Source organism: Pseudomonas sp. NUPR-001 (assembly GCF_052147955.1).
Classification (GTDB): Bacteria; Pseudomonadota; Gammaproteobacteria; order Pseudomonadales; family Pseudomonadaceae; genus Aquipseudomonas.
Genome location: NZ_CP197353.1, coordinates 213,992 through 232,256 on the forward strand (window position 1 = coordinate 213,992; position 18,265 = coordinate 232,256).

General features: G+C 60.9%; 17 protein-coding genes. 13 read left to right on the forward strand and 4 right to left on the reverse strand.

Translation table 11 applies throughout. The features are described 5' to 3' along the window. The first annotated feature begins 74 nt into the window (after nucleotides 1-74). From ACP6KB_RS00925 to ACP6KB_RS00940, 4 genes are all read left to right on the forward strand, one after another. Nucleotides 75-1,472, forward strand: a complete 1,398-nt coding sequence (locus ACP6KB_RS00925; RefSeq protein ID WP_442111385.1) for an FAD-binding oxidoreductase — start codon at nucleotides 75-77, stop codon at nucleotides 1,470-1,472. Between the two features lie 41 nt (nucleotides 1,473-1,513). After that, complete coding sequence (locus ACP6KB_RS00930; protein WP_442111387.1) at nucleotides 1,514-2,179, forward strand: fumarylacetoacetate hydrolase family protein; 666 nt, start codon at nucleotides 1,514-1,516, stop codon at nucleotides 2,177-2,179. 150 nt (nucleotides 2,180-2,329) lie between these two features. Further along, nucleotides 2,330-3,262 carry an SdiA-regulated domain-containing protein gene (locus ACP6KB_RS00935; protein ID WP_442111389.1) on the forward strand — a complete coding sequence of 311 codons (933 nt, stop codon included), beginning with the start codon at nucleotides 2,330-2,332 and terminating at the stop codon, nucleotides 3,260-3,262. 90 nt (nucleotides 3,263-3,352) lie between these two features. Further along, on the forward strand, nucleotides 3,353-4,264 hold the full coding sequence (locus tag ACP6KB_RS00940) for an SdiA-regulated domain-containing protein (protein WP_442111391.1): 912 nt from the start codon (nucleotides 3,353-3,355) through the stop codon (nucleotides 4,262-4,264). A 68-nt stretch (nucleotides 4,265-4,332) separates the two neighbouring features. Here ACP6KB_RS00940 and rpiA read toward each other — a convergent pair whose 3' ends face one another. Then, nucleotides 4,333-5,004 carry a ribose-5-phosphate isomerase RpiA gene (gene rpiA, locus ACP6KB_RS00945; protein ID WP_133216391.1) on the reverse strand — a complete coding sequence of 224 codons (672 nt, stop codon included), beginning with the start codon at nucleotides 5,002-5,004 and terminating at the stop codon, nucleotides 4,333-4,335. 135 nt (nucleotides 5,005-5,139) lie between these two features. On the opposite strand from rpiA, the gene ilvA reads away from it, so the two are divergent. Then, nucleotides 5,140-6,654: a threonine ammonia-lyase, biosynthetic gene (ilvA, locus tag ACP6KB_RS00950; protein ID WP_442111393.1), complete on the forward strand. Its 1,515-nt coding sequence runs from the start codon at nucleotides 5,140-5,142 to the stop codon at nucleotides 6,652-6,654. Between the two features lie 38 nt (nucleotides 6,655-6,692). Continuing rightward, nucleotides 6,693-7,121: a DUF2269 domain-containing protein gene (locus ACP6KB_RS00955; RefSeq protein ID WP_442111395.1), complete on the forward strand. Its 429-nt coding sequence runs from the start codon at nucleotides 6,693-6,695 to the stop codon at nucleotides 7,119-7,121. An 89-nt stretch (nucleotides 7,122-7,210) separates the two neighbouring features. On the opposite strand, the gene ACP6KB_RS00960 is transcribed toward ACP6KB_RS00955, so the two are convergent. After that, on the reverse strand, nucleotides 7,211-7,867 hold the full coding sequence (locus ACP6KB_RS00960) for an HAD family hydrolase (protein WP_442111397.1): 657 nt from the start codon (nucleotides 7,865-7,867) through the stop codon (nucleotides 7,211-7,213). Between the two features lie 140 nt (nucleotides 7,868-8,007). Between ACP6KB_RS00960 and ACP6KB_RS00965 the strand changes: the two genes are divergently transcribed. Together ACP6KB_RS00965 and ptsP are read left to right on the forward strand one after the other, a co-directional pair. Beyond that, entirely contained in the window at nucleotides 8,008-8,487 is a 480-nt protein-coding gene (locus ACP6KB_RS00965) for an RNA pyrophosphohydrolase (RefSeq protein ID WP_010222140.1), read from the forward strand. A gap of 22 nt (nucleotides 8,488-8,509) precedes the next feature. Next, entirely contained in the window at nucleotides 8,510-10,789 is a 2,280-nt protein-coding gene (gene ptsP, locus ACP6KB_RS00970) for a phosphoenolpyruvate--protein phosphotransferase (RefSeq protein WP_442111400.1), read from the forward strand. A 95-nt stretch (nucleotides 10,790-10,884) separates the two neighbouring features. Here the strand turns inward: ptsP and ACP6KB_RS00975 are convergent, their stop codons facing one another. Beyond that, complete coding sequence (locus ACP6KB_RS00975; protein ID WP_442111402.1) at nucleotides 10,885-11,631, reverse strand: NRDE family protein; 747 nt, start codon at nucleotides 11,629-11,631, stop codon at nucleotides 10,885-10,887. 129 nt (nucleotides 11,632-11,760) lie between these two features. On the opposite strand from ACP6KB_RS00975, the gene ACP6KB_RS00980 reads away from it, so the two are divergent. From ACP6KB_RS00980 to ACP6KB_RS00990, 3 genes are read left to right on the forward strand one after another with little or no spacing between them, the layout of a single operon-like run. Next, nucleotides 11,761-12,543, forward strand: coding sequence for a sulfite exporter TauE/SafE family protein (locus ACP6KB_RS00980; protein WP_442111404.1), 783 nt, complete (start codon nucleotides 11,761-11,763; stop codon nucleotides 12,541-12,543). Nucleotides 12,544-12,557: 14 nt separating this feature from the next. Continuing rightward, entirely contained in the window at nucleotides 12,558-13,367 is an 810-nt protein-coding gene (lgt, locus tag ACP6KB_RS00985; RefSeq protein WP_128323223.1) for a prolipoprotein diacylglyceryl transferase, read from the forward strand. A 49-nt stretch (nucleotides 13,368-13,416) separates the two neighbouring features. Continuing rightward, entirely contained in the window at nucleotides 13,417-14,388 is a 972-nt protein-coding gene (locus ACP6KB_RS00990) for a thymidylate synthase (protein WP_442111406.1), read from the forward strand. A gap of 120 nt (nucleotides 14,389-14,508) precedes the next feature. On the opposite strand, the gene cadR is transcribed toward ACP6KB_RS00990, so the two are convergent. Beyond that, entirely contained in the window at nucleotides 14,509-14,952 is a 444-nt protein-coding gene (cadR, locus tag ACP6KB_RS00995) for a Cd(II)/Pb(II)-responsive transcriptional regulator (RefSeq protein ID WP_442111408.1), read from the reverse strand. A gap of 82 nt (nucleotides 14,953-15,034) precedes the next feature. On the opposite strand from cadR, the gene ACP6KB_RS01000 reads away from it, so the two are divergent. Both ACP6KB_RS01000 and ACP6KB_RS01005 read left to right on the forward strand, forming a co-directional pair. Beyond that, nucleotides 15,035-17,278, forward strand: coding sequence for a heavy metal translocating P-type ATPase (locus ACP6KB_RS01000; RefSeq protein WP_442111410.1), 2,244 nt, complete (start codon nucleotides 15,035-15,037; stop codon nucleotides 17,276-17,278). 7 nt (nucleotides 17,279-17,285) lie between these two features. After that, complete coding sequence (locus tag ACP6KB_RS01005; RefSeq protein WP_442111412.1) at nucleotides 17,286-18,149, forward strand: LysR family transcriptional regulator; 864 nt, start codon at nucleotides 17,286-17,288, stop codon at nucleotides 18,147-18,149. The last annotated feature ends 116 nt before the right edge of the window (nucleotides 18,150-18,265 follow it).

Consider the following 18,265-nt stretch of genomic DNA (forward strand, 5'->3'; position numbering starts at 1 on the left):
TACCCCCCGATACGCCCATCCCTGGCACGTGAAGAGTGCTCAGGGTGACTATGAATAGTTCGAGAGTTCTGTCGATGACCGATTCTGCGTTGCTTGATGAGCTGATGACCCTGGTTGAGCCTGGCAAGGTGCTGACCGATGCTGCATCCCTGGAGGCATACGGCAAGGACTGGACCAAGCATTTCGCCCCGGCACCGCAGGCGATCGTGTTTCCCAAGAGCACCGAACAGGTCCAGGCCATCGTGCGCTGGGCCAACCGGAACAAGGTCGCGCTGGTGCCGTCCGGCGGGCGCACCGGGCTCTCGGCGGCGGCAGTGGCGGCCAATGGCGAAGTGGTGGTGTCGTTCGACTACATGAACCAGATCCTGGCTTTCGATGAGTTCGACCGTACCGTGGTGTGCCAGCCAGGGGTGGTGACCGAGCAACTGCAGAACTTTGCCGAAGACAAGGGACTGTACTACCCGGTGGACTTCGCTTCTGCAGGTTCAAGCCAGATTGGCGGCAATATTGGTACAAATGCTGGCGGAATCAAGGTTATTCGCTACGGTATGACCCGCAATTGGGTGGCTGGTCTGAAAGTGGTGACCGGCGCTGGCGACCTGCTGGAACTGAACAAGGACCTGATCAAGAACGCCACCGGCTACGACCTGCGCCAGCTGTTCATCGGTGCTGAAGGCACCCTGGGCTTTGTGGTGGAAGCGACCATGCGTCTGGACCGCGCACCGAACAACCTCACGGCGATGGTGCTGGGCACGCCGGATTTCGACTCGATCATGCCGGTGCTGCACGCCTTCCGCGACAAGCTCGACCTGACCGCCTTCGAATTTTTCTCCGACAAGGCGCTGGCCAAGATCATGGGCCGCGGCGATGTACCGGCACCGTTCGAAACCCCATGCCCGTTCTATGCCCTGCTGGAGTTCGAAGCGAGCACCGAAGAGGTGGCCAATGCCGCCCTGGCCACCTTCGAACACTGCGTGGAACAAGGCTGGGTGCTCGATGGGGTGATGAGCCAGAGCGAGCAGCAGCTGCAAAACCTGTGGAAGCTGCGCGAGTACATCTCCGAGACTATCTCGCACTGGACGCCCTACAAGAACGATATCTCGGTTACCGTTTCAAAAGTTCCGGCATTCTTGCGGGATATCGATGCGATCGTCGCAGAAAACTATCCGGACTTCGAAGTGGTCTGGTACGGCCACATCGGCGACGGCAACCTGCACCTGAACATTCTCAAACCTGACGACCTGAGCAAGGACGAGTTCTTTGCCAAGTGCGCTACGGTGAATAAATGGGTATTTGAAATCGTCCAGCAGTACAACGGCTCGATTTCTGCAGAACACGGCGTGGGCATGACCAAGCGTGATTACCTCACCTACAGCCGCTCGCCCGTGGAGATTCAATACATGAAAGCGGTGAAGGCGGTGTTCGATCCTAACGGGATCATGAACCCGGGCAAAATCTTCGCGATCGAGTAAGTCAAAGGCATAAGAGCTTCCAATAGCGCCAGGAGTCGGTAATGAGCTATCAGCACCAGTATGTAGACGGCACGCGTATTCACTTTCCTCTGGGCAAAGTGGTGTGCATCGGGCGCAACTATGCCGAGCACGCCAAGGAACTGGACAACCCGATTCCGAGCGAGCCGTTGCTGTTCATCAAGCCAGGCAGCTGTGTGGTGCCGATCAACAGTGGCTTCAAGATCCCGGCTGAGCGTGGATCGGTGCACTATGAGGCGGAAATTGCCGTGTTGCTGGGCAAGTCGTTGTCGCCGGCACCTAGCGAAGAGGAAGTCCTCGACGCCATTTCCGGTTTTGCCCCGGCGCTGGACCTGACCCTGCGTGACCTGCAGGCCGAGCTCAAGGCCAAAGGCCTGCCGTGGGAGCGTGCCAAATGCTTCGATGGCGCCTGCGTGCTGGCGCCGTTCGTCGCTGGCAGCACCTTCGAAGACCTGGCCGATATCGGTATTCGCCTGAGCATTAACGGCGACGTGCGCCAGGACGGCAGCAGCGCGCTGATGCTCAACCCGATTGTGCCGATGATCCAGCACATGGCTTCGCAGTTCAGCCTGCAGGCCGGCGATGTCATCCTCACCGGCACACCTGCAGGCGTTGGCCCGCTTGAGCCGGGCGACGAGCTGGTACTGGAATTGCCAGGTGTCAGCCGTTTCGAAAGCACAGTGCTGTAACCCCCTGGGGCAGCCAGCCACTCTGGCTGCCCTGCATGCTGTCGGCTTTTGTCATTTTTTTCACACTTGATCCGGATAATGCTTGCCGGTCTGGCTCTACCAACGTGCCAGTAATGTGTTATTAACTGGCAAAAAAGAGCACCGACCCCCATGGCCACTCCCGTTCCTTCCAGTAAAACTGTGCCCGCTGCGCGCAAGCGTGGGCTCGCCTTGCGTTGGTCTACCTGGTTGGCTGCGGCAGCAATCATTGGCTATGGCGTGGCTATCGCCATGCACTGGGATGATCGCGGCGCGTTGTGGATAAAAGAGGGCTTTGAAAGCCCGGTCGAGCAGCAAGCCAGCATCTGGTTGCCGGATTACGTGGTCGATATCGATGCCAAGGTGTTGCCGGGCATGGAAGACGACGAAGCCTCCGACCTGACCTACAACCCTGAAAGCAAAACCCTGTTCGCAGTGATGGGCAAGAACCCGTTCCTGGTCGAGCTGACCCTTGATGGCGATGTAGTGCGCAAGATGCCGCTGGTGGGCTGGAGCAACCCGGAAGGCGTCGCCGCACTTGAAGGCGGGCGCCTGGCGATCGTTGACGAGCGTGATCACAAAATGACCATCGTCACCCTCACTGCCGATACCCGTTCGCTGAACATTGCGGACTTCCCGCAATACGACCTCGGCCCTTCGGAAAACCAGAACAAGGCGTTTGAAGCGGTTGCCTGGGACCCTCGGCAGCAACGCATCGTCCTTGGCGAAGAACGCCCGCCTGCCTTGTTTACCTGGAAAAGCGATGGCAAGAGCCCGTTGACTGGTGACAAGCAGTCGCTGCCCAGCGACGAACTGGATTTGCGCAACCTCTCGGCACTGGGCATTGATCCGCGCACCGGGCATATGCTGGTGCTGTCCGCCGACTCCAACATGCTGCTGGAACTCAACGAGAACGGCGAGCAGGTCAGTTTCATGACCCTGCTGGGTGGCTTCAATGGTTTGAACAAGCGTATTCCGCGTGCCGAAGGCGTGGCAATGGACGAACACGGCACGCTGTACATCGTCAGCGAGCCGGATCTGTTCTATCGTTTCCGTAAACCCTGAGCCACATTAAGAATCGTCCTGCACGAAGATTAAGTTTGGCTTCAGTTGGATATGGTTAGATTCAGGCTGTCCTTTGTTGAGTCCTCCTGAATGCGTCGTTACATCCGTCTGCCACTGATTTTCCTGGTTGTAAGCCTTCTTGCCCTGCTGCTGGCCGCAGTTGCAGGGCAGCAATACCGTTTGTTCGAACGCGGCTGGTTCAACATCAAGACCTGGTGGCAGCCCTTCGAGCAGAGCATTGGCCTGGACCAATACCGGGTCGAGCTTGAAGCCAAAGTAATTGAAGGCCTGGACGACGACATCTCGGCGCTGACCTTCGATCCCGACCGTAAAAGCCTGTTTACCGTGACCAACAAGCGCTCCGAGCTGATCGAGCTGTCGCTCGACGGGCGGATTCTGCGTCGCGTGCCGCTGACTGGGTTCGGTGATCCGGAGGCGGTGGAGTACGTGGGGCCGGGCAGCTATGTCATCACCGACGAGCGTGAACAGCGTCTGATTCGTGTACACCTGCAAGACAACACGCTGTTCCTCGATGCCAAAGATGCCGAGCAACTGACCCTGGGGATCGGCCTGAACGGCAACAAGGGCTTTGAAGGGCTGGCCTATGACTCGGCTGGCAAGCGTCTGTTCGTGGCCAAGGAGCGCGACCCGATGTTGATCTATGAGGTGCATGGCTTCCCCCATGAAAACCCGGAGCAGCCTTATGCCGTGCATGTCGTGCAGGACCAGAAGCGCGATTCGCGGTTGTTCGTGAGGGATCTGTCGAGTTTGCAGTTCGATGAGCGCAGCGGCCACTTGCTGGCGCTGTCGGATGAGTCGCAATTGGTGGTGGAGCTGGATGTGAAGGGCAAGCCCTTGAGTACGCTGTCGTTGCGCAAAGGCTTTCAGGGTTTGAAGCAGAGTGTGCCGCAGGCTGAAGGGATCGCCATGGACGATGCCGGGACCATTTACCTGGTCAGCGAGCCGAACCTGTTTTATGTGTTCAAGAAGCAGGGCGAGTAATTATCTTCGCGGGGCAAGCCCGCTCCCACAGCTGTTGCTGGTGGGAGCGGGCTTGCCCCGCGATGCTTTTAAGCTTTAAGCGTTTTCACACCTTCAGACGTCCCCAGCAACAGCAAATCCGCCGGCCGCGCCGCGAACAGGCCATTGGTAACCACGCCCACAATGGCATTGATCTGGCTTTCCAGCTCAACCGGGTTGGTGATCTGCAGGTTGTGCACATCAAGGATGATGTTGCCGTTGTCGGTGATCACGCCTTCACGATAAACCGGGTCGCCGCCCAGCTTCACCAGCTGACGGGCCACATGGCTGCGGGCCATCGGAATGACTTCGACCGGCAGCGGGAAAGCGCCCAGCACTGGCACCAGCTTGCTGGCGTCGGCGATGCAGATGAAGGTTTTGGCCACCGCGGCAACGATCTTCTCGCGGGTCAGGGCTGCGCCGCCGCCTTTGATCAGGTTCAGGTGCTCGTCGCTCTCGTCGGCGCCGTCTACATAGAACTCCAGGTCGCTGACCGTGTTCAGCTCATACACCGGAATACCATGGCCTTTCAGGCGTGCAGCGGTGGCTTCGGAGCTGGCCACAGCGCCATCGAAGGCGGTCTTGTGTTTGGCCAGGGCGTCGATGAAGCAGTTGGCGGTCGAGCCAGTGCCGACGCCGACGATGCTCTTGTCGTCAAGCTTGGGCAAAATGAAATCGACAGCGGCCTGGGCGACAGCCTGTTTGAGTTGATCCTGGGTCATGCGGGCTCCGAAGCGGGGAGGAGTATCGTGAAGGCGCGTAGTATAGCGGCTAAATCCTGGGTCTTGCTGTGGTCGCCCGACAAGGCGCTGCGGTAGACTGCCAGGCCCGCCCAACCGCTCAGTGATGCTTTCCCGATGCTCGAACAGTACGTCAAAAAGATCCTCACCTCGCGCGTTTACGACGTTGCGGTCGAAACCCCGTTGCAGACCGCCGGTCAGCTGAGCAAGCGCTTGGGCAACAACATTCTGCTCAAGCGTGAAGACTTGCAGCCGGTGTTTTCCTTCAAGATTCGCGGCGCCTACAACAAGCTGGCGCAGCTGACCGCTGAAGAACTGGCCCGTGGCGTGGTAACCGCCTCGGCTGGCAACCATGCCCAGGGCGTGGCGCTGGCAGCGCGGGAGTTGGGCATCAAGGCGACCATCGTCATGCCCAAGACCACCCCGGAGATCAAGGTTGAAGGCGTGCGCTCGCGCGGCGGCAAGGTTGTACTGCATGGCGATTCGTTTCCCGAGGCGCTGGCGTACTCGCTGAAGCTGGTCGAGGAAAAGGGCTTCGTCTATATCCACCCTTACGACGACCCGCACACCATTGCCGGGCAGGGCACCGTGGCCATGGAGATCCTGCGCCAGCACCCGGGCCAGCTGGATGCGATCTTCGTTCCGGTCGGCGGCGGTGGCTTGATCGCCGGTATCGCTGCGTATGTGAAATACCTGCGCCCGGAGATCAAAGTGATCGGCGTCGAGCCAGACGACTCGAACTGCCTGCAGGCGGCCATGGCCGCTGGTGAGCGGGTGGTGCTGCCGCAGGTCGGTCTGTTTGCAGACGGCGTTGCCGTGGCGCAGATCGGCCAGCACACCTTCGATATCTGCAAGACGTATGTGGATGAAGTGGTGACGGTCAGTACTGACGAAATTTGTGCGGCGATCAAGGATATCTACGACGATACCCGCTCGATCACTGAACCTGCCGGTGCCTTGGGTGTGGCCGGGATCAAGAAATACGTTGAACTCAAGGGCGTCAGCGGCCAGACCCTGGTAGCCATCGACTCCGGTGCCAACGTCAACTTCGACCGCCTGCGTCATGTTGCCGAGCGTGCCGAATTGGGCGAAGGCCGTGAGGCGATCATTGCCGTCACCATCCCTGAGAAGCCGGGCAGTTTCAAGGCGTTCTGCGAGGCCATCGGCAAACGTCAGATCACCGAATTCAACTACCGCTACCATGCTGATGGTGAGGCGCACATCTTTGTCGGTGTGCAGACCCACCCCGACACCGACCCGCGCAGCGCCCTGATCCAGAGCCTGAGCGAGCAGGGCTTCCCGGTGCTGGACATGACCGACAACGAACTGGCCAAGCTGCATATCCGCCACATGGTCGGTGGCCATGCCGCGCGGGTCAGCGATGAACTGGTGCTGCGCTTCGAGTTTCCTGAGCGGCCGGGGGCGTTGTTCAACTTCCTCAACAAGCTTGGCGGGCGCTGGAACATCTCGATGTTCCACTACCGCAACCACGGCGCGGCCGATGGTCGCGTGGTCGCCGGCCTGCAAGTCCCGGATGATGAGCGCCACCTGGTGCCCGCGGCGCTGGCCAAGATCGGCTATCCGTACTGGGACGAAACCGACAACCCGGCGTACCGGCTGTTTCTGGGCTGAGCAGCTAAGCTCAGGACAGTTCACAAGGAAGCAATGACATGGAATACCTGACGACGCTCAAGGTCCTGCACATCTCGGCCACGGTAGTGCTGCTGGGCAGCGCTCTGGGGCTGGCGATCTGGACCTGGTTGGCGCGGCACAAAGGCGACACGGCTGCGGCTAGCCGCCTGACCCAGCGGCCGCTGGTGTTTGTCTGGCTGTTGATGGGCATTTGCCTGGTGAGCATGCCGTTCACCGGCTGGTGGCTGGTCCACCTGATTGGCTGGCCGTTGGGCCAGACCTGGGTGCTGGGCTCCAGCGTGATCTACACCTTCGGTGCATTCAGCTGGTTCTGGCTATTGGCGCGGGTTAACCGCCTGCGCACGGCGCCGACTGTGGGTAATGCCAAATTCACCCTGGCATTGGCGTTGTTCAGCGGCGTGTGCTTCATCGCCATCGCCGGCCTGATGGGCGCCAAACCGGTCTGAACACAACACCTGTGGGAGCGGGCTTGCCCCGCGATAGCGATCTGTCAGTCACATCGCATCGCGGGGCAAGCCCGCTCCTACCAGGTTGATCAGTCGCGCAGGCTGATCACCGGCCAGCCGCGTTTTTCAGCTTCGGCACGCAGCTTCGGATCCGGGTCTACCGCCACTGGATTGACCACTTGCTCCAGCAGCGGCAAGTCGTTCATCGAGTCGCTGTAGAAATGGCTGCCTTCCAGGTTCAGGCCGTTTTCTTCCAGCCAGCGGTTCAGGCGGGTCACCTTGCCTTCACGGAAGCACGGTACATCGGTGCTGCGGCCGGTATAGCGGCCGTCGGCCATTTCGCATTCGGTAGCCAGCAGGGTGTCGACGCCCAGGCGTTTGGCAATCGGCCCGGTAATGAAACGGTTGGTGGCGGTGATGATCACCAGCTTGTCGCCAGCATCGCGGTGCTTTTGCAGCAGCGCCAGGGCCTTGGGCTGGATGATCGGTTCAACGCAGTCACGCATGAAGTCTGCATGCCATTCGTCGAGCTGGGCCATTTCGGTGTTGGCCAGGATCTCCAGGGTGAATTCCAGGTAGGCGTTGAGGTCCAGCTTGCCGGCCAGGTAGTCCTGATAGAACTCGTCATTACGGTTCTTGTAGGCCACCGGGTCGAGAATACCGCGCTCGCACAGGTAGTCTCCCCAGGCGTGGTCGCTGTCGCCGCCGAGGAGGGTATTGTCCAGATCGAATAAAGCCAGGCGCATTTAAGTCACTCGCATAACATCTGAAAAGTCCCACAGAATACGGACTTTTCACATCGGTGCACATAAGGTAAACAGGCGCGTTGCTGGTCTTGTTCCCTTTGTGGAACAATGCCCCAACATGCGTTTGCGAGGTTGCTGCCGTGATCGACCCCGATGGTTTTCGCCCCAATGTCGGGATCATTCTGACGAATGATCTTGGGCAGGTGCTATGGGCTCGCCGGATCAACCAGGATGCCTGGCAGTTTCCCCAGGGTGGTATCAACCCTGAAGAGACGCCAGAGGATGCCTTGTACCGCGAGCTGAACGAAGAAGTAGGGCTGGAACGCGACGATGTTGAAATTCTTGCCTGCACGCGCGGCTGGTTGCGTTATCGTTTACCCCAACGTCTGGTTCGTACCCACAGCCAACCGCTGTGCATAGGCCAGAAGCAGAAATGGTTTCTCCTGCGCCTTGTCTCTAACGAGCAACGGGTGCGGATGGATTTGACCGGGAAACCGGAGTTCGATGGTTGGCGCTGGGTCAGCTATTGGTATCCGCTTGGCCAGGTGGTGACATTCAAGCGCGAGGTTTACCGCCGCGCTCTCAAAGAGCTTGCCCCGCGCCTGCTGGCGCGCGACTGACGACGGAGTTCGACCCCGAGCCATGCTCAATACGCTGCGCAAGATCGTCCAGGAAGTTAACTCCGCCAAGGATCTCAAGACGGCGTTGGGGATCATTGTGTTGCGCGTCAAAGAGGCCATGGGCAGTCAGGTCTGCTCGGTCTACCTGCTCGACCCCGAGACCAACCGCTTCGTATTGATGGCCACCGAAGGCCTGAACAAGCGCTCGATCGGCAAGGTCAGCATGGCTCCCAACGAGGGTCTGGTTGGCCTGGTCGGCACGCGGGAAGAGCCGCTCAACCTGGAAAACGCCGCCGACCACCCGCGCTACCGCTACTTTGCCGAAACCGGTGAAGAGCGCTTTGCCTCGTTTCTGGGCGCGCCGATCATCCACCACCGGCGTGTGGTCGGGGTGCTGGTTATTCAGCAGAAAGAGCGGCGCCAGTTCGATGAGGGCGAAGAAGCCTTCCTGGTGACCATGAGCGCCCAGCTCGCCGGCGTAATTGCGCATGCCGAGGCAACCGGCTCGATTCGTGGCCTCGGCCGTCAGGGCAAGGGCATCCAGGAAGCCAAGTTCGTCGGCGTACCGGGTTCGCCTGGCGCTGCCGTGGGCAAGGCGGTGGTCATGTTGCCACCGGCTGACCTCGATGTAGTGCCGGACAAAAGCGTCGATGACATCGACGCCGAGCTGAAACTGTTCAATAACGCCCTGGAAGGTGTGCGCGCCGATATGCGCAGCCTGTCCGCCAAACTTGCCACCCAGCTGCGCCCGGAAGAGCGCGCGTTGTTCGACGTCTACCTGATGATGCTCGAAGACGCGGCCCTGGGCGGCGAAGTGGTGCAGGTGATCAAAACCGGGCAGTGGGCGCAGGGCGCCTTGCGCCAGGTGGTGGGCGAGCACGTCAATCGCTTCGAGCTGATGGACGACGCCTACCTGCGGGAGAGGGCTTCGGACGTGAAGGATTTGGGCCGGCGTCTGCTGGCCTACCTGCAAGAAGCCAGGCAGCAGACGCTGGTCTACCCCGATAACACCATTCTGGTCAGTGAAGAGCTGACCCCCGCCATGCTCGGCGAAGTACCTGAAGGCAAACTGGTTGGCCTGGTTTCGGTACTGGGTTCGGGCAACTCCCACGTAGCGATCCTGGCCCGCGCCATGGGCATTCCTACCGTGATGGGCCTGGTTGACCTGCCGTATTCGAAGGTCGACGGCATCGACATGATCGTCGATGGCTACAAGGGCGATGTCTACACCAACCCCAGTGATGTGCTGCGCAAGCAGTATGCCGATGTCGTTGAAGAAGAACGCCAGCTGGCCCAGGGCCTGGATGCCCTGCGTGAGCTACCGTGTATCACCCTCGATGGTCACCGCATGCCGCTGTGGGTCAACACCGGCCTGCTCGCCGATGTTGCCCGCGCCCAGCAGCGTGGCGCCGAAGGGGTTGGCCTGTACCGCACCGAAGTACCGTTCATGATCAACCAGCGCTTCCCCAGCGAAAAGGAGCAGCTGGCGATCTACCGTGAGCAGCTGGCGGCGTTCCATCCTTTGCCAGTGACCATGCGCAGCCTGGACATCGGCGGTGACAAAGCGCTGTCTTACTTCCCGATCAAGGAAGACAACCCCTTCCTTGGCTGGCGCGGTATCCGCGTGACCCTCGACCACCCGGAAATCTTCCTGGTGCAGACCCGCGCCATGCTCAAGGCCAGCGAAGGCCTGAACAACCTGCGTATTCTGCTGCCGATGATTTCCGGTATCCACGAACTGGAAGAAGCCCTGCACCTGATCCACCGTGCCTGGGGCGAAGTGCGTGACGAAGGCACCGATGTGCCGATGCCGCCAGTCGGGGTGATGATCGAGATCCCGGCGGCGGTGTACCAGACCCGTGAGCTGGCCCGTCAGGTGGACTTCCTGTCGGTCGGCTCCAACGACCTGACCCAGTATTTGCTGGCGGTAGACCGCAACAACCCGCGGGTTGCCGACCTTTATGACTACCTGCACCCGGCCGTGCTGCAAGCGTTGCAAACGGTGGTGCGTGACGCCCATGCCGAAGGCAAGCCGGTGAGTATCTGCGGCGAGATGGCCGGTGATCCGGCGGCGGCAGTGCTGTTGATGGCCATGGGTTTTGACAGCCTGTCGATGAACGCCACCAACTTGCCGAAAGTGAAATGGATGCTGCGTCAGGTCAGCCTGAGCAAATCCCAGGAACTGCTGGCGCAGGCCATGGGCATCGACAACCCGCAAGTTATCCACAGCTCGTTGCAACTGGCCCTGAAGAACCTCGGGTTGGCGCGGATGATCAATCCCGGGGCGGCGAAGAACCTGTAAACCTATCGCGCGGCCGGTGGGAGCGGGCTTGCCCCGCGATTGCGGTTTGTCTGCCACACCGCAATCGCGGGGCAAGCCCGCTCCTACAGACAGCGTCAAACCTGCAAATCCACCTCCCCCAAATGCCCCCCAAACGGCCCAAAACTGCGCTCCACCAGGCGGCGCCGACCATCCGCTTCGACAATCAACACCGTACTGGCCCGCGTCCCATAGTTCTGGCTGGCGATAAACACACTCGACAGCAAGCGCTCGGTACTCAGCCCTACGCCGGTTTCCGGCAGTTCGCTGTCTGCCGCTTGCAGGTTATCCCCAAGCAGCTCCAGCAAGGTGCCGGGCTGCGGGTCGGATAACTGCTGGGCCAGTCCGGCACGCGCCTTGACCAGTTTTGGCCAGGGCGTATCCAGCCCGGCATTGGACAAACCATAGACACCTTCGCCCAGCAGCCGCACCTGCGCCTCACGGGCGTTCAGGTAACCCAGCGAGTGGCTATCGCCCACCAGCAGGTTGAAGCCTGAATACTGCTGGCTGCGGCTGGCAACGCTATCCAGATAGGCTTCGACGCCTGATTCACCGCGCAGGAAGGCCGCCACCAGCTCGCCCCGTGAGCGGGCGCCCTGGGCCTGCTGTGGGTCGCGAATATTGGTCAATGCAGCAAAGCGCCCCGCCGGACCGACACCCAGCCAGGTGCCACCGGCTTCCAGGTCGCGTCCGGCGTAGACGCCGGGCGCATCGTCCCAGGCGCCGAGCATGCGGCTGGGGCGGGCATAGAATTCATCGCGGTTGGCCGCGACGATCAACGGCTGGGCATGCCCGGGCCGCCAGGCGAAGACGATCAGACACATAGCGGGTTCTCTGCGTTTTTGCTCACTCTACCCATAGCGCCTGGACTGTTCCATCGACTTAATGTGTCTTCACTAGAGCCACAGGCCTCGCTTCCGTTACCATGCCGGACTGAATTTACGGGGGCGACAATGGAATTCGTGCTCTATTTGCTGCTGGGCGCCTGCGCAGGCGTGCTGGCCGGGCTGTTCGGCGTAGGCGGTGGGATCATCATCGTGCCGGTGCTGGTGTTCAGTTTCACCTTGCAGGGCTTCGACGCCTCGGTGCTTACCCACCTGGCGGTGGGGACGTCGTTGGCGACCATTGTCTTCACCTCGATCAATGCCATTCGCGAGCACCACCGCAAAGGCGCCGTGCAGTGGCCGATCTTCATCTGGATGACCCTGGGTATCCTGGTCGGTGCCGGTATTGGTGCCAAGACCGCCTCGGCGATCCAGGGCCCCATGCTGCAAAAGATCATCGGCGTCTTCGCCCTGGTGATTGCCGTGCAGATGGCGCTCGACCTCAAGCCCAAGGCCAGCCGCAGCATTCCCGGTAAGCCTGGGCTGACTGCCGCCGGTGGTGTGATTGGCTGGGCCTCGGCGATTTTCGGCATTGGCGGCGGCTCGTTGACCGTACCGTTCCTGACCTGGCGCAGCCTGCCGATGCAGCAAGCGGTGGCCACGTCGTCGGCCTGCGGTTTTCCGATTGCTGTGGCCAGTGCCCTGAGTTTCATCTGGCTCGGCTGGCACGATCCGCATTTGCCCGCGCACAGCCTGGGTTTTGTCTATTTGCCGGCGCTGGTGGGGATTGCCCTGACCAGCATGTTCTTTGCCCGCTATGGCGCACGTCTGGCACACAAACTGTCGCCCCGCGTGCTCAAGCGCTTGTTCGCGGCGCTGCTGTTTTGCGTCGGCCTTAGCTTTTTGCTTTAACGAGAGGAGTCACCATGCTGCCTTACCCGCAGATAGATCCCGTGGCCGTTGCCCTGGGACCGCTGAAAATCCATTGGTACGGCCTGATGTACCTGGTCGGCATCGGCGGCGCCTGGCTGCTGGCCTCGCGTCGATTGAACCGCTTCGACCCGACCTGGAGCCGCGAAAAGCTCTCGGACCTGGTGTTCTGGCTGTCCATGGGCGTGATCGTCGGCGGGCGCCTGGGTTATGTGCTGTTCTACGACCTGCATGCGTACCTGGCCAACCCAGCGCTGATTTTCGAAGTGTGGAAAGGCGGCATGTCGTTCCATGGCGGTTTTATCGGCGTCATGCTTGCCGCCTTGTGGTTCGGCAAGCGCAACAACAAGTCGTTCTTTGAGCTGATGGACTTCGTCGCCCCGCTGGTACCGATCGGTCTGGGTGCCGGGCGCATCGGCAACTTCATCAACGCCGAACTGTGGGGCAAGGCTACCGATGTGCCGTGGGCCATGGTCTTCCCGCCGTTCAGTGATCCGGCACAGTTGCCACGTCACCCGTCGCAGCTGTACCAGTTCGCCCTGGAAGGTGTGGCATTATTCCTGATTCTCTGGCTGTACTCGCGCAAGCCACGCCCGACCATGGCCGTTTCCGGCATGTTCGCGCTGTTCTACGGCATTTTCCGCTTTATCGTGGAGTTCGTGCGGGTACCCGACGCCCAGCTTGGCTACATTGCTTTTGGCTGGTTGACCATGGGTCAGTTGCTGTGCGTACCGATGATTGTCGGTGGCATCTTCCTGATCTGGTGGGCCTACAACCGTAAACCCACGGCCAAGGCCGCCGTTTGATTTTCCACGGCAGGGGCGATCCCCCTGCCGTCTTTGTTACAGGTAAGCCATGAAACAGTATCTAGATCTGGTCCGCGACGTCATCGAAAACGGCACCCTGCAGGGTAACCGTACCGGGATCCGCACCATCAGCCTGCCCGGCGCCATGCTGCGCTTTGACCTGCAGAAAGGCTTCCCGGCCATCACCACGCGCAAGCTGGCGTTCAAGTCGGCGATCGGCGAAATGGTCGGTTTTCTGCGCGGCGTGAAGAATGCCGGCGAGTTCCGCGAGCTGGGCTGCAAGGTCTGGGACCAGAACGCTAACGAAAACGCCCAGTGGCTGGCCAACCCGTTCCGCCAGGGTCACGACGACCTCGGTGAAATCTACGGTGTGCAGTGGCGCCAGTGGCCAGCTTACAAGCGTATTCCGCTGAGCAACCCGGCCGCCATCGAGCTGGCGCAGAGCCAGGGCTTCCAGAAAATCGCCGAAGCGCAAGAAGACGGCGAAGCCTTTGTGGTGCTGTACAAGGCCATCGACCAGATCCGCCAGTGCATCGACACCATCCACAAAGACCCGGGCAGCCGCCGTATCCTGTTCCACGGCTGGAACTGTGCCCAGCTTGACGAAATGGCCCTGCCGCCGTGCCACCTGCTGTACCAGTTCCACCCCAATGTCGAGACCAAGGAAATCTCTCTGACTCTCTACATTCGCTCCAACGACCTGGGTCTGGGTACACCGTTCAACCTCACCGAAGGTGCGGCGCTGCTGTCGCTGGTTGGCCGCCTGACTGGCTACACACCGCGTTGGTTCACCTACTTCATCGGTGATGCGCACGTGTATGAAAACCACCTGGACATGCTCAACGAACAGCTCAAGCGCGAACCGTTGGCCGCGCCAAAGCTGGTGATCAATGAGCGTGTGCCGGAATACGCCAAGACCGGGGTGTACGAGCCGGAGTGGCTGGAGAAGGTCGAACCGAGCGACTTCAGCCTGGAAGGTTACGAGCACCACGCGCCAATGACCGCGCCAATGGCGGTCTGACACCAAACGCTGTGGGAGCGGGCTTGCCCCGCGATGCGGTGTGGCAGACGAACCGCAATCGCGGGGCAAGCCCGCTCCCACAGACAGGTGGTGCAAGACAGTTGCCGCCAGATCAGTAGGTCAGTGGCCGTGGCTTCGGCCTACGTGTGAGTGCTCCGCCTCGGGGGCAGTCACCGCGCCATTGACCTCCAGGTGCTGCAGGATCGAGCACTGCACCTCTTTGGGGTGACAGTGCTGACGCAGCTCCAGCAGTTGCGCCTGCAAGGCCTGCAAACCATCGATCCGCGCCTGTACATGCTCGATGTGCTCGTCGATCAAGGCGTTGACGCTTTCACACTGGTCATCCGGGCTGTCGCGCAGGCGCAACAGGCTGCGGATCTCTTCCAGGGTCATGTCCAGGGTACGGCAGTTGCGGATGAAGGTCAGGCGTTCGACATGGGCCTGGGTGTACATCCGGTAGTTACCTTCACTGCGCGCAGGCTCCGGCAGCAGGGCTTCGCGCTCGTAGTAACGGATGGTTTCCACGGCGCAATCGGTGGCTTTGGCCAGTTCTCCGATCTTCATCTGAAAATTCCTCGCCAGGTTGCTTGACCCTATAGTGGCTACAGGGTGTTCACTTGGCAACAGGACATTTAAGGATGAGCCCATGAACCAGCCTGTTAGCCATACGCCGGGTAAAGACCCCCACGACCACGCCAGTCATGACCATGCCAAGCATGCGCACAGCTGCTGCGCTCACGATGCTGCACCGGCTTTGGTGCAATTGAGTGAAGCCGCCAGTGGCAACGCACGTTTGAGCCGCTTTCGCATCGAGGCCATGGATTGCCCGACCGAACAGACGCTGATCCAGAACAAGCTGGGCAAGCTGGCGGGCGTCGAGCAACTGGAATTCAACCTGATCAACCGTGTCCTCGGGGTGCACCATACCCATGCCGACACTTCGGCCATCGAGCAGGCCGTTGCCTCGCTGGGGATGCAGGCCGAGCCTCTGGCCGAGCACAGCGAGGAACCTGCAGACGCAGCGAAACCTGCGAAAAAGCACTGGTGGCCGTTGGCGTTGTCCGGGGTTGCCGCCTTGGCAGCCGAGGGCATTCACTTCGCCGAGCTGGCGCCGTCGTGGGTCGTGGCGCTGGTGGCGCTGGTGTCGATCCTCAGTTGTGGCCTGGGTACTTACAAGAAGGGCTGGATCGCCCTGAAGAACCGCAACCTGAACATCAATGCGCTGATGAGCATTGCTGTGACCGGCGCGGTGCTGATTGGCCAGTGGCCGGAAGCGGCCATGGTGATGTTCCTGTTTACCGTCGCCGAGTTGATCGAGGCGCGCTCGCTGGATCGTGCCCGCAATGCGATCAGCGGCTTGATGCAGTTGAGCCCGGACATGGCCACGGTGCAACAGGCCGATGGCCAATGGCGTGACGTCGAGGTCAAGGACGTGGCACTCGGCGCGCGGGTGCGGGTGCGTCCTGGTGAGCGCATCGGCCTGGATGGCGAGGTGGTCAGCGGCCAGTCGAGTATCGACCAGGCGCCGATTACCGGTGAAAGCCTGCCGGTAGAAAAAGGCCCGGGCGACAAGGTGTTCGCCGGTACCATCAACCAGGCCGGGGCGCTGGAGTACCGGGTGACTGCGGCGGCCGGGCAGTCGACGCTGGCACGTATCATCAAGGCGGTGGAGGAAGCCCAGGGCGCCCGCGCCCCGACCCAACGCTTCGTCGATCAGTTCTCGCGCATTTACACCCCTGCGGTGTTTGCCTTTGCCCTGGCCGTTGCCGTGATTCCACCGCTGTTCATGGCCGGTGCCTGGTTCGACTGGATTTACCGCGCCCTGGTGCTGCTGGTGGTGGCCTGCCCGTGTGCGCTGGTGATTTCCACCCCGGTAACGATCGTCAGCGGCCTGGCAGCGGCAGCGCGCAAAGGCATTCTGGTCAAGGGCGGCGTGTACCTGGAGGGTGGGCGTAAGCTCGATTTCCTGGCCTTGGACAAGACCGGCACCATCACCCACGGCAAGCCGGTACAGACCGACTACGTGCTGCTCGAGCCGTTGTTCGAAGGTCGCGCCCAGGCGCTGGCGGCCAGCCTTGCCGACCGCTCTGACCACCCGGTGTCGCGGGCCATTGCGGTATTGGCCAAAGAGCAGGGCGTGCCGCTGAGTGAAGTCATGGCCTTCGAAGCCCTTGGCGGTCGTGGTGTGCGTGGCGAAATCGATGGCCAGTTGTACCACTTGGGCAACCATCGTCTGGTCGAAGAGCTGGGCCTGTGCTCGCCAGCGCTTGAAGCACAGCTCGATGCCCTGGAGCGTCAGGGCAAAACCGTGGTGCTGCTGCTCGACAAGTCCGGCCCACTGGCACTGTTCGCGGTGGCCGATACCGTCAAAGACAGCAGCCGTGAAGCGATTGCCGAGCTGCATGAACTGGGTATCAAAACGGTCATGCTCACCGGCGACAATCCACACACGGCTCAGGCCATCGCCGCCCAGGTGGGCATCGATCAGGCGCATGGCAACCTGCTGCCAGCTGACAAGCTCAAAACCATCGAGGCGCTGTACGCCGACGGGCATCGGGTCGGCATGGTCGGAGACGGGATCAATGATGCGCCCGCTTTGGCCCGCGCCGAGGTTGGATTTGCCATGGCCGCTGCTGGCACCGACACCGCCATCGAAACGGCCGACGTGGCCTTGATGGATGATGACTTGCGCAAAATCCCGGCCTTCGTCAGGCTTTCGCGTCAGACTGCTACGATCCTGACCCAGAACATTGTGCTGGCGTTGGGCATCAAGGCGATTTTTCTGGCGATCACCTTCGCCGGGATGGCCACCATGTGGATGGCAGTGTTTGCCGATATGGGCGTGAGCTTGCTGGTGGTCTTCAACGGCCTGCGCCTACTGCGAAAATAGAGGATGTATGTTGAGCTCCGAGTTGAAAGCCTTCTACATGGTTGCCCGCCTGGGCAGCATCACTTTAGCGGCGAAGAAACTCGGGCTCAGCCAGCCGACGGTGACCACGCAGATCCGCAACCTGGAAAGCCAGTATGCGGTGGAGCTGTTCTACCGTGGCGGGCGCCGTCTGACCCTCAGCGACGACGGCGCGCGCCTGCTGCCGATGGTCAAGACGCTGTTGCAGCAAGAGGCGGACATTGAGTTCTTCTTGCGCAACAGCGGCCAGGCCCAGGGCAGTTTGCGCATTGCCGCGACCGCGCCGTACTACATTCTTGATCTGGTGAAGATCTTTCGCGAGCGTTTGCCGCAGGTCGAGGTGTCGGTCGAAATCGGCAACTCCCAGCAGGTGCTGGAGTTGCTGGAAGACTATCGCGTCGACATCGCCGCCTCTTCGCAACTGCTCGAAGACGCACGCCTGATTCGCCGGGTGCTGGGCACCGACCCGCTGGTGGTGGCGGTACACCGCAACCATCCGCTGGCCAATCGTGACTCACTGCCGTTGTCGGCGCTGGCCGGGCACTGCCTGCTGGTGCGTGAGCAAGGTTCCAGCACACGCAAACTGACTGAGCAGATGCTTGAGGATGCTGGGGTCAAAGTGGGTTCGATACTGGAGATTGGCAGTCGTGAGTCGATTCGCGAAGCGGTGTTGCGCAACATCGGCATCAGCATCATTGCCCGCCATGAAGTACCGCATAACCCGGAGCTGCGGGTGCTGAGCCTGGAAGGTGCGCCGGTGATGCATGAGTATCTGTACTGCCTGAAAGAGCGGCGTCAAGCACGTTTGCCAGCGGCGTTTCTCGGCCTCGCCCAGGAAGTCTCAGCCCTGTAGGAGCGGCGGTAGACCCAAATCTGCCTATACCACTATCAGCATCTTTTGCTTCCCCGCCACAGAACCTTCGCATTCGCCTCCTAGCATGACCCTCATTCGTTCGATGAGGTCTTGCC

Excerpts from the sequence above, each read along its gene's own strand:
- ACP6KB_RS00975 (WP_442111402.1), bottom strand. The coding sequence starts at position 11,631 with ATGTGTCTGATCGTCTTCGCCTGGCGGCCCGGGCATGCCCAGCCGTTG.
- ACP6KB_RS00940 (WP_442111391.1), top strand. The coding sequence starts at position 3,353 with ATGCGTCGTTACATCCGTCTGCCACTGATTTTCCTGGTTGTAAGCCTT.
- cadR (WP_442111408.1), bottom strand. The coding sequence starts at position 14,952 with ATGAAGATCGGAGAACTGGCCAAAGCCACCGATTGCGCCGTGGAAACC.
- ACP6KB_RS00930 (WP_442111387.1), top strand. The coding sequence starts at position 1,514 with ATGAGCTATCAGCACCAGTATGTAGACGGCACGCGTATTCACTTTCCT.
- ACP6KB_RS00960 (WP_442111397.1), bottom strand. The coding sequence starts at position 7,867 with ATGCGCCTGGCTTTATTCGATCTGGACAATACCCTCCTCGGCGGCGAC.
- ACP6KB_RS00925 (WP_442111385.1), top strand. The coding sequence starts at position 75 with ATGACCGATTCTGCGTTGCTTGATGAGCTGATGACCCTGGTTGAGCCT.
- ACP6KB_RS00980 (WP_442111404.1), top strand. The coding sequence starts at position 11,761 with ATGGAATTCGTGCTCTATTTGCTGCTGGGCGCCTGCGCAGGCGTGCTG.
- ACP6KB_RS00955 (WP_442111395.1), top strand. The coding sequence starts at position 6,693 with ATGGAATACCTGACGACGCTCAAGGTCCTGCACATCTCGGCCACGGTA.
- rpiA (WP_133216391.1), bottom strand. The coding sequence starts at position 5,004 with ATGACCCAGGATCAACTCAAACAGGCTGTCGCCCAGGCCGCTGTCGAT.
- ptsP (WP_442111400.1), top strand. The coding sequence starts at position 8,510 with ATGCTCAATACGCTGCGCAAGATCGTCCAGGAAGTTAACTCCGCCAAG.
- ACP6KB_RS00935 (WP_442111389.1), top strand. The coding sequence starts at position 2,330 with ATGGCCACTCCCGTTCCTTCCAGTAAAACTGTGCCCGCTGCGCGCAAG.
- ACP6KB_RS00990 (WP_442111406.1), top strand. The coding sequence starts at position 13,417 with ATGAAACAGTATCTAGATCTGGTCCGCGACGTCATCGAAAACGGCACC.
- ilvA (WP_442111393.1), top strand. The coding sequence starts at position 5,140 with ATGCTCGAACAGTACGTCAAAAAGATCCTCACCTCGCGCGTTTACGAC.
- ACP6KB_RS01000 (WP_442111410.1), top strand. The coding sequence starts at position 15,035 with ATGAACCAGCCTGTTAGCCATACGCCGGGTAAAGACCCCCACGACCAC.
- ACP6KB_RS01005 (WP_442111412.1), top strand. The coding sequence starts at position 17,286 with ATGTTGAGCTCCGAGTTGAAAGCCTTCTACATGGTTGCCCGCCTGGGC.
- lgt (WP_128323223.1), top strand. The coding sequence starts at position 12,558 with ATGCTGCCTTACCCGCAGATAGATCCCGTGGCCGTTGCCCTGGGACCG.